Origin of the sequence: Streptomyces sp. DH12 (assembly GCF_020873895.1) — a bacterium.
Taxonomy (GTDB): domain Bacteria; phylum Actinomycetota; class Actinomycetes; order Streptomycetales; family Streptomycetaceae; genus Streptomyces.
This window is the reverse complement of sequence record NZ_JAHWGT010001535.1, coordinates 1-401: the sequence shown is the minus strand read 5'-3', so window position 1 is coordinate 401 and position 401 is coordinate 1. Positions and strand designations below refer to the sequence as shown.

The window sequence follows — 401 nt, the reverse complement described above, 5'->3', positions numbered from 1 at the left end:
AACGCACCCTGCGCGAGGCGCGCGCCCTGGCCCAGCTCAGCCACCCGAACATCATCGTCGTGCACGACGTCGTCGAGGACAACGAACGCCCTTACATCGTCCTGGAGTTGATCGACGGTCCGTCCCTCGCCGACCGGGTGGCCGCCGACGGGCCGGTGGACGCCGCGGAGGCCGCGCGGATCGGCGTCGACCTGCTGGGCGCGCTGCGCGCCGCGCACGCCGCAGGGGTGCTGCACCGCGATCTCAAGCCCGCCAACGTGCTGCTGGAGAACGGCACCGACCGGGTGCTGCTCACCGATTTCGGCATCGCCCAGATGCCGGGCTCGACCACGCTCACCGAGAGCGGGTCGTTCGTCGGCTCGCCCGAGTACACCGCCCCCGAGCGGATGTCGGGCGCGCGG

The 401-nt window shown here is 72.6% G+C and carries 1 protein-coding gene; it reads left to right on the top strand.

What is annotated here, in order from left to right; genetic code table 11:
- A partial coding sequence (locus LPA54_RS40950; RefSeq protein WP_228985484.1) for a serine/threonine-protein kinase occupies positions 1–401 on the top strand: 401 nt, incomplete at both ends.